General features: G+C 72.2%; 7 protein-coding genes. All 7 read right to left on the minus strand.

Annotated features, from left to right (window positions below; translation table 11 throughout):
• Positions 1 to 93: 93 nt before the first annotated feature.
• Positions 94 to 1605, minus strand: coding sequence for an Asp-tRNA(Asn)/Glu-tRNA(Gln) amidotransferase subunit GatB (gatB, locus tag AB0J08_RS35370; RefSeq protein ID WP_360642292.1), 1512 nt, complete (start codon positions 1603 to 1605; stop codon positions 94 to 96).
• Between the two features lie 78 nt (positions 1606 to 1683).
• On the minus strand, positions 1684 to 1923 hold the full coding sequence (locus AB0J08_RS35375; protein ID WP_360642294.1) for a hypothetical protein: 240 nt from the start codon (positions 1921 to 1923) through the stop codon (positions 1684 to 1686).
• The gene (gene gatA, locus AB0J08_RS35380) at positions 1920 to 3413 is read right to left on the minus strand and encodes an Asp-tRNA(Asn)/Glu-tRNA(Gln) amidotransferase subunit GatA (RefSeq protein ID WP_360642295.1); all 1494 of its coding nucleotides are present in this window, start codon (positions 3411 to 3413) and stop codon (positions 1920 to 1922) included. The genes AB0J08_RS35375 and gatA overlap by 4 nt, the downstream gene beginning before the upstream one ends.
• A 4-nt stretch (positions 3414 to 3417) precedes the next feature.
• Positions 3418 to 3714, minus strand: coding sequence for an Asp-tRNA(Asn)/Glu-tRNA(Gln) amidotransferase subunit GatC (gene gatC / locus AB0J08_RS35385; protein ID WP_035797834.1), 297 nt, complete (start codon positions 3712 to 3714; stop codon positions 3418 to 3420).
• Positions 3715 to 3932: 218 nt separating this feature from the next.
• Positions 3933 to 5693: a bifunctional diguanylate cyclase/phosphodiesterase gene (locus tag AB0J08_RS35390; RefSeq protein ID WP_360642297.1), complete on the minus strand. Its 1761-nt coding sequence runs from the start codon at positions 5691 to 5693 to the stop codon at positions 3933 to 3935.
• 309 nt (positions 5694 to 6002) lie between these two features.
• Positions 6003 to 8288 (minus strand): NAD-dependent DNA ligase LigA, encoded by a 2286-nt coding sequence (gene ligA, locus AB0J08_RS35395; protein WP_360642304.1) that lies wholly within the window; start codon positions 8286 to 8288, stop codon positions 6003 to 6005.
• A 24-nt stretch (positions 8289 to 8312) separates the two neighbouring features.
• Complete coding sequence (locus tag AB0J08_RS35400) at positions 8313 to 9323, minus strand: methionine synthase (RefSeq protein ID WP_360642299.1); 1011 nt, start codon at positions 9321 to 9323, stop codon at positions 8313 to 8315.
• Between the last annotated feature and the right edge of the window lie 88 nt (positions 9324 to 9411).

Here is a 9411-nt window from a genome sequence, read left to right on the forward strand (position 1 = left end):
GACGCCTTGGAATCCCTGGCCGCATCGGGCCGGCGCCGAGCTTCTCCAGGCAGTGCCTACTGCCCTTCCACGCCCAGGCGCTCCAGACCGCGTCTACTGTCCCTCCACGCCCAGGCGCTCCAGGATCAGGTCCTTCACCCGGGCCGCGTCGGCCTGACCGCGGGTGGCCTTCATGACCGCCCCGACCAGCGCGCCCACCGCGGCGACCTTGCCGTCGCGGATCTTGGCGGCGATCGCCTCGTTGCCGGCGATGGCCTCGTCGACGGCGGCACCGAGCGCGGAGTCGTCCGAGACGACGGCCAGGCCGCGCTTCTCGACGACCTCGTCCGGCTCGCCCTCGCCGGCCAGCACGGCCTCGATGACCTGGCGGGCCAGCTTGTCGTTCAGCTTGCCCTCGGCGACCAGCGCGGTGACCCGGGCGACCTGCGCCGGGGTGATCGGCTGCTCGCTCAGCTCGGTGCCGGTCTCGTTGGCCCGGCGGGCCAGCTCGCCCATCCACCACTTGCGGGCCTGGTCGGCCGGGGCGCCGGCGGCGATGGTCTCCAGGATCGGCTCGACCGCACCGGCGTTCAGCACCGACTGCATGTCCTTGTCGGTCAGGCCCCACTCGCCCTGCAGCCGGGCCCGGCGCACCCGCGGCAGCTCGGGCAGCCCGGCGCGCAGCTCCTCCACCCAGGCGCGGGCGGGCGCGATCGGCACCAGGTCCGGCTCGGGGAAGTAGCGGTAGTCCTCGGCGTTGTCCTTGATCCGGCCGGCGGTGGTGCTGCCGTCCTCCTCGTGGAAGTGCCGGGTCTCCTGGACGATCGTGCCGCCGTCGTTCAGCACCGTGGCGTGCCGCTGGATCTCGAACCGGGCGGCCCGCTCGACGCTCCGCAGCGAGTTGACGTTCTTGGTCTCGGAGCGGGTGCCGAACTTCGCGGTGCCGTTGGGGCGCAGCGACAGGTTGACGTCGCAGCGCATCTGGCCCTTGTCCATCCGGGCCTCGGAGACGCCCAGCGCCTTGATCAGCTCGCGCAGCTCGGCGACGTACGCCTTGGCGACCTCGGGGGCGCGCTCGCCGGCGCCCTCGATCGGCTTGGTGACGATCTCGATCAGCGGGATGCCGGCCCGGTTGTAGTCGAGCAGCGAGTGCGTGGCGCCGTGGATCCGGCCGGTCGCGCCGCCGACGTGGCTGGACTTGCCGGTGTCCTCCTCCATGTGGGCGCGCTCGATCTCCACCCGGAAGGTCGAGCCGTCCTCCAGCTGCACGTCGAGGTAGCCGTTGAAGGCGATCGGCTCGTCGTACTGCGAGGTCTGGAAGTTCTTCGGCATGTCCGGGTAGAAGTAGTTCTTCCGGGCGAACCGGCACCACTCGGCGATCTCGCAGTTCAGCGCCAGGCCGATCTTGATCGCCGACTCCACGCCGACGGCGTTGACCACCGGCAGCGAGCCCGGGAGGCCGAGACAGGTCGGGCAGACCTGGCTGTTCGGCTCGGCACCCAGCTCGGTCGAGCACCCGCAGAACATCTTGGTCTTGGTGCCCAGCTCGACGTGGACCTCAAGGCCCATCACCGGGTCGTACGACGCGAGAGCGTCCTCGTAGGAGACCAGGTTCATGACGCTCACAGCGTCCCCTTCGCTAAAAGTCTGTGGAGGTACGGGCCCGGCCGCGCACGGTGGCGCGCGGCCGGGCCGAGGGCTTTCTCAGCCCAGCAGCACGTCGTCGTCGCCCAGTCGGCGCAGCTCGCGCACCAGCAGGGCGGTGCCGGTGACCAGGGCCGCGGCACCGACCAGGGCGTTGATCAGCTTGAGCGTGTCGTTCTCGCCGCGGGCCTTCTTCACGTCCTTGGCGATCGAGATCGCGCCGAACGCGCTGGTGCCGATGGACAGCCACAGGCCGGGCTTGGAGTGCTTGAAGCCCTTCGCCTTTTCGAGCTTGCTCACAGTGCCGGTGCCTCCTCCAGCAGGGTGTGCCCCCACTTGTCGTTGAGTGCGGCCTCGACGGCGCCGCCCACGCGGTACAGGCGGTCGTCCGCCATCGCGGGTGCGATGATCTGCAGGCCGACCGGGAGATTGTCCTCCGGCGCGAGCCCGCAGGGCAGCGACATGGCCGCGTTGCCCGCGAGGTTCGACGGAATCGTGCAGAGGTCGGCCAGGTACATCGCCAGCGGGTCGTCGGCGCGCTCGCCGATCGGGAAGGCGGTGGTCGGGGTGGTCGGGGAGACCAGCACGTCCACGCCGGCGAAGGCGGCGTCGAAGTCGCGCGAGATGAGCGTGCGGACCTTCTGGGCCGAGCCGTAGTAGGCGTCGTAGTAGCCCGAGGAGAGGGCGTAGGTGCCGAGGATGATCCGGCGCTTCACCTCGGGGCCGAAGCCGGCCTCGCGGGTGAGGGCGGTGACGTCCTCGGCGGAGCGGGTGCCGTCGTCGCCGACCCGCAGGCCGTAGCGCATCGCGTCGAAGCGGGCCAGGTTGGACGAGGCCTCGCTGGGCGCGATCAGGTAGTACGCGGGCATCGCCAGCGTGAACGACGGGCAGGAGACCTCGACGACCTCGGCGCCCAGCTCGCGCAGCAGCTCGACGGACTCGTTGAACCGCTGCATGACGCCGGCCTGGTAGCCCTCGCCGGCGAACTCCTTGACCACGCCGATCCGCATGCCGCGCACGTCGCGCAGCTTGGCGGCCTCGACCACGGCCGGGACGGGCGCGTCGATCGAGGTCGAGTCCAGCGGGTCGTGGCCGGCGATCGCCTCGTGCAGCAGCGCCGCGTCGAGCACGGTGCGGGCGCACGGGCCGCCCTGGTCCAGCGAGGAGGAGAACGCGACCAGGCCGTAGCGGGAGACCGACCCGTAGGTGGGCTTCACGCCGACGGTGCCGGTGACGGCGCCGGGCTGGCGGATCGAGCCACCGGTGTCGGTGCCGATCGCCAGCGGGGCCTCGAAGGCGGCCAGCGCGGCGGCCGAGCCACCGCCGGAGCCGCCGGGGATGCGGCTGAGGTCCCACGGGTTGCCGGTGGCGCCGTAGGCGGAGTTCTCGGTGGAGGAGCCCATCGCGAACTCGTCCATGTTGGTCTTGCCGAGGATCACCACGCCGGCGTCCTTGAGACGCGTGGTCAGGGTGGCGTCGTACGGCGGGATCCAGCCTTCGAGGATCTTGGAGCCGCAGGTGGTCGGCACGCCCTTGGTGGTGAAGACGTCCTTGAGCGCGAGCGGGACGCCGGCCAGCGGGCCGAGCTCCTCGCCCTTGGCGCGCTTGTCGTCCACGGCCTTGGCGGCGCTCAGCGCGCCCTCGGTGTCGACGTGCAGGAAGGCGTTGACCTTCTTGTCGACGGCGCCGATGCGGTCCAGGTGCGCCTGGGCGACCTCGACGGCGGAGACCTCGCCCTTGGCGATGGCGCTCGCGGTCTCGGCCGCGGTGTAACGGATCAGGTCGGTCATTGGGTCAGTCCTCCCCGAGGATCTGCGGCACACGGAAACGCTGCTCCTCGGCGGCGGGGGCGCCGGACAGCGCCTGCTCCGGGGTGAGCGACGGTCGCACCTCGTCCGCACGCATGACGTTGGTCAGCGGGAGCGGGTGGGAGGTCGGCGGGACGTCCTGTCCGGCGACCTCGGAAACGCGGGCGACCGCGCCGATGATCACGTCGAGCTGCTCGGCGAAGTGGTCCAGCTCTTCGGCCTGCAACTCAAGACGCGACAGCCGAGCGAGGTGGGCGACCTCCTCGCGCGTGATGCCAGGCATGCAGCGATCCTCAAGGGTGAGTTCTGGTGAGACCCGGCGCTGCGGTCAGGCGGTGCCGGGCCCGGGCAGGAGCAGCCGGCTCGGCGCTCCCGTCCTCTTGGTCTGTGGCCCCATCCTATGGGGCCCGGCCCGGCCACCGGCCAACGAGTGTCCCCCGGGGCCGGTCACGGCGGTCGACCGCCGCGACGGGAGCGGGCCCGGGCCCGCTCCCCGGCCCCCTACTGGGGCCTCGTCGGGGCCCACCTCGGCGTGCCCGGGGTCTGGATCTCCAGGTGGGCGGCCTGCACCGCCTGGACCACCGGCGGCAGCACCGGCGGGATGACCGGCGGCAGCACGGGCTGGATGCCCGGCTTTATCACCGGCTGGATCGCCGGCGGCAGGTGTCCGGCCGCGGTGAGGCGCTCGACCGGCGGGGCGCCGGTGCGGTGCACCCGGAGCCAGGCGGTGGCCTGCTCGGCCGGCAGGGCCGCGGAGACCAGCCAGCCCTGGACGGCGTCCACACCCATCCGGTGCAGCCGCTCCCAGGTCTCGTCGTCCTCCACGCCCTCGGCCACCACGGTCAGGCCCAGCGAGTGGGCCAGCTCCACCGAGCAACGGACCACGGCCGCGTCGTGGTCGTCGGCGACCATCCGGGAGACGAAGGAGCGGTCGATCTTCAGCTCGCCGACCGGCAGGCTGCGCAACCGCACCAGCGAGGAGTGGCCGGTCCCGAAGTCGTCCAGGGACATCCCGACGCCGTAGCCGCGCAGCTCGGCCAGGGTGTCGGCGGCCCGCCGGGAGTCGTCCAGCAGCAGCCGCTCGGTGATCTCCAGCTGGAGCGCGTGGGCCGGCACCTGGTGGCGGACCAGGTGCCCGGCGACCCGCTGGGCGAAACCGGGGTTCAGCACGTCCCGCGGTGAGACGTTCACCGCGACCTGCACCTGGAGGCCCTGCTCGCGCCAGGAGGCGAGCTGGCCGACGGCCGCCTCCAGCACGTAGTCGGTCAGCCGGGGCATCAGGCCGCTGGACTCGGCGAGCCCGACGAACTCGTCCGGCGAGACCTTGCCCTGGCCGGGCCGCTCCCACCGCAGCAGCGCCTCCAGCCCGACCACCCGGCCGTCGAAGGCCACCTTGGGCTGGTAGTGCAGTTGCACCTCGCCGGTCTCCAGGGCCCGCCGCAGATCGCCGAGCAGCCCGATCCGGTACGGCGTGTCGGCGTCCTGGGCCTCGTCGTACTGCTCGACGGAGGTGCAGCCGCGCTGGGCGTGGCCCATCGCCACGTCGGCGCGGCGCAGCAGCGACTCGGCGTCCTGGGCGTGCTGCGGGTAGACGCAGACACCGGCGCTGGCCTCCAGGACGAGCAGCAGCCCGTCGAGGCGGATCGGCGCGGCCAGCTCGGCGATCAGCGCCTTGGCGATCCGCTCCAGGGTGTTGGGGCAGCCGACGCCGGGCAGCAGGACGGCGAACTCGTCGCCGCCCATCCGGGCCACCATCGGGCGGCCGCGCCGGTAGTCCCGGGGCATTCCGGCGAAGACGTCGTCGATCGTCTCCCGGCCGGCGCCGCCGGACGCGCCGGAGCGCAGGGCCCGGTGCAGCCGGCGGGCGATGTGCACCAGCAGCCGGTCGCCGGCGGTGTGGCCGAGCGTGTCGTTGAGCGACCTGAACCGGTCGAGGTCGAGCAGGATGAGGCCGACGCTGTACCCCTGTTCGTGCTCGGCGATGGCCTCCTGGGCGGCCAGTAACAGGGCCTGACGGTTGGGCAGGTCCGTCAGCGGGTCGGTGAGCTGGTCCCGGGCCCGGTCCCGGGCGATCCGCCAGGCCGCGACCAGGACGGCCAGCGGCACCGCGAACAGCGGAAGCAGCTCGGGCTCGTAGCGGTAGACCAGGACGGCCAGCGGGATGAGCGGTGCGGCGCCGGCCAGCAGGACACCGAGCAGCAGGACCGCACCCGCCACCCCCTGCGGCGGGCGTGTGGGCGCACCGCCGGTCGTACGATCCATAAGCCCTGTCCTCCGTCGGGCCCGCCCCGTCAGGCCGCCTTACGGTGAGGCACCGTACTGGTGCCGGCAGCTGCCGGGCATGAGCGACCCCGCGGAGACCGGCTCAGCCGGTGCCCCCACCCCTGCTGACACTCTGTTGCGCTCCAGGGTATTCCGGGGTCCACCCGGCGGGCAGACTTTCGGACAACCGGGAGCGCGCCACCGCGTTCGGGGGCCGCACAGTGACACAATGCCCGCTTTCACCGCGCGGCACCCGGTGACGTTGCATCAGGACGATAACAAGACGGACTCAACGGCCCCGCGTTCGGGTCATCCTTCGGCCGGCGCCTGCCCGGCGGCCTCGGCGGCGGCCTCCGGTTCGGGCAGGCCCAGGTGCCCGCGCGCCGCTTCCGGCCCCTGCTCCAGCAGCACCGTGAAGCCCGCGTCGTCCAGGACCGGCAGCCCGAGCTGAACGGCCTTGTCGTATTTAGAACCAGGATTGTCACCAGCGACCACAAAATCGGTCTTCTTGGACACCGATCCGGTCACCTTCGCTCCGCGCGAGGTCAGCGCCTCCTTGGCGCCGTCCCGGGTGTGCCCGGCCAGCGTGCCGGTGACCACGACGGTCAGCCCCTCCAGCGGACGCTCGCCCTCCTCCTCGGTGGCCTCCTCGGTGAAGCGGACGCCGGCCGCCCGCCACTTCTCCACGATCTCCCGGTGCCAGCCGACCTGGTACCACTCGATGATCGACCGCGCGGTGCCCGTGCCGACGCCGTCGGTCGCGGCCAGCCGCTCCTCGCTCGCCGCGAAGATCGCGTCCAGGTCGCGGAACTCCCTGGCCAGGTCCTGGGCCGCCACCGGGCCCACGTGCCGGATCGAGAGGCCGTTGAGGAAGCGCCAGAGCGGGCGGTCCTTGGCCTTCTCGATGTTGTCGAGCAGCACCCCGGTGTTCTTCTTCGGCGCCCCGGTGGTGGTGGCGAAGAAGAACACCTCCTTCTCCTCGCCGGTCTCGTCGTCGAGCTTGGGCATACCGGTCTTCTGGTCGCGCACCAGCACCTTGATCGGCAGCAGCTGCTCCACCGTCAGGCCGAAGATGTCGCCCTCGTTCCCCACCGGCGCCTCGGCCGGGGCCAGCGGCTGGGTCAGCGCCGTCGCCGCGACGTAGCCCAGGCCCTCGATGTCCAGCGCCGAGCGCCCGCCGAGGAAGGCGATCCGCTCGCGGATCTGGGCCGGGCAGAACTGCGCGTTGGGGCACCGCAGGTCGATGTCCCCCTCGGCCATCGGGCGCAGCTCCTCGCCGCACTCGGGGCAGTGCGAGGGCATCACGAACGGCACCTCGGTGCCGTCCCGCAGGTCGTAGACCGGGCCGAGGATCTCCGGGATGACGTCGCCGGCCTTGCGCAGCACCACGGTGTCGCCCAGCATGACGTCCTTGGCCTTCACCACGTCCTGGTTGTGCAGCGTCGCGTACTGGACCATCGAACCGGCCACCTTGACCGGCTCGGCCAGCACCGCGTACGGGGTGGCCCGACCCGTCCGCCCGATGCCGATCTTGATCTCGGCCAGCGTGCCGGTGACCTCCTCCGGCGGGTACTTCCAGGCGATCGCCCAGCGCGGGGACTTGGAGGTGGAGCCGAGCCGGCCCTGCAGGGCGATCTCGTCCACCTTGACGACCACGCCGTCGATCTCGTGCTCGACCGAGTGCCGCTGCTCGCCGAAGTGCCGGATGAAGGCGCGGACCTCGTCGAGGCTCCCCACCACCCTGTTGTGCCGGGCGGTGGGCAGGCCCCAGTCGTGCAGCAGCTGATAGGCGTGCGACTGGTTGTCGATGTCGAGGCCGACCCGCGCGCCGATGCCGTGCACCACCATGTGCAACGGCCGGGAGGCGGTGACCAGCGGGTCCTTCTGGCGGAGCGAGCCGGCGGCGGCGTTGCGCGGGTTCATGAAGAGCCGGATCATCGCCCGGGGGCGCTTGCCCTCCTTGGCCCGCTCCTCGTTCTCCACCCGGCGGCGCTCGTTCTCCTCGGCGAACGAGGCGTTGAGCGCCTCGAAGGCGTCGGTCGGGAAGTAGACCTCACCCCGGATCTCCACCAGCTCGGGGACGTCGTCGCCCTTGAGCCGGTGCGGGATCTCCTTGATGGTGCGGACGTTGGCGGTGATGTCCTCGCCGACCCGGCCGTCGCCGCGGGTCGCCGCCTGTACCAACTGGCCTTTCTCGTAGGTGAGGTTGACGGCCAGGCCGTCCACCTTGAGCTCGCAGAGATAGTGGTAGTCGATGCCGGCCAGCTCGGCGGCGACGCGCTCGACCCAGGCGGCGAGCTCGTCGTCGTCCATCGCGTTGTCCAGGCTGAGCAGCCGCTCCCGGTGCTCGACCGGGGCGAACAGCCCGGTGGGCGCGCCACCGACCCGCTGGGTGGGCGAGTCCGGCGTGACCAGCCCCGGGTGCTCGGCCTCCAGCCCCTCCAGCGTGCGCATCAGCGTGTCGAACTCGGCGTCGCTGACGACCGGCGCGTCCTGCTCGTAGTACCGGGCGCGATGGTCCTCGATCTCGGCCGCCAGCTCGGCGTGCCGCCTGCGGACCTCCGCCGGAACGTCCTCCCAGCCCTCGACAGCCACCACCGCAAGCCCTCCGTCAACTTCTCATTCCGGGTTGTCCACCAGGCTCTGGCCCGCCCTCACGCTGTGTGACAGAGCCGTGCGCGCATAGGACGGGGAGGCCCCGGCCAGCCCGCAGGTGGGCGTCACCAGCACACGGCGACCCAGCAGCTCCGGGGCGAACCCGAGCCTGCGCCACAACGTCCTGACACCCTGGACACTACCGGCCGGGTCCGACACTGCCTGGTCAGTGGAGGGGACGACACCGGCGAGGATCACGGTGCCCGCCTCGATCGCCTCGCCGAGGTCCTCGTCCTCACGTTCCGTCAGCAGCGAGAAGTCCAGCGACACCCCGACCACCCCGGCCCGACGCAGCAGCGGCAGCGGCACGGCCGGCGCGCAGCAGTGCACCACCACCGGCACGTCGACGCTGCGGATCACCTCGCGAAGCGCCTCCTCGGCGACCTGGCGGTCGACCGAGCGCAGCCGCTGGAAGCCGCTGGCGGTCTTCACTCCGCCGGTCAGCACCGCGGGCAGCGAGGGCTCGTCGAGCTGGAGCACGACCTCCGCGCCGGGAATCCTGCGTTGGACCTCGGCGAGGTGGCGGCGCAGCCCCTCGGTGAGCGAGCCGGCGATGTCACGGCAGGCGCCGCGGTCGGCGAGCGCCTTCTCGCCGTACTTCAGCTCGATCGAGGCGGCCAGCGTCCACGGCCCGACGGCCTGCACCTTGAGCGCACCTTGGTAGCCCTGGGTGAACTCCTCCAGCGCGTCGAGGTCCTCGCCGAGCCAGGCACGGGCCCGCCGGGTGTCGCGGCCCGGGCGGTCGGTGAAGCGCCAACCGCTGGGCTCGGTCTGCGCGAACAGTTCGACCAGCAGGCCGGCGCTGCGCCCGATCATGTCGGCGCCCGGCCCTCGGGCGGGCAGTTCGGGCAGGAACGGCAGCCGCTCCAGCGCCCCGGTGGACGTCCTGGCAGCCTCCCGCGCGTCGGTGCCGGGCAGCGATCCGACACCGGTGGCAGCGCCACGCAGGTCGGGGAAAGAAGGTCCGTTGCTCACCTGGCCGAGCCTAGTGCGCGCGGCGTGGAGGAGGCCTCCGGCACCCGGGTGGCGTTCGTCACCCGCCTCGGCGAGGGCGTCCTGCCCA

It is taken from the genome of Kitasatospora sp. NPDC050463, assembly GCF_040655255.1.
Classification (GTDB): Bacteria; Actinomycetota; Actinomycetes; order Streptomycetales; family Streptomycetaceae; genus Kitasatospora.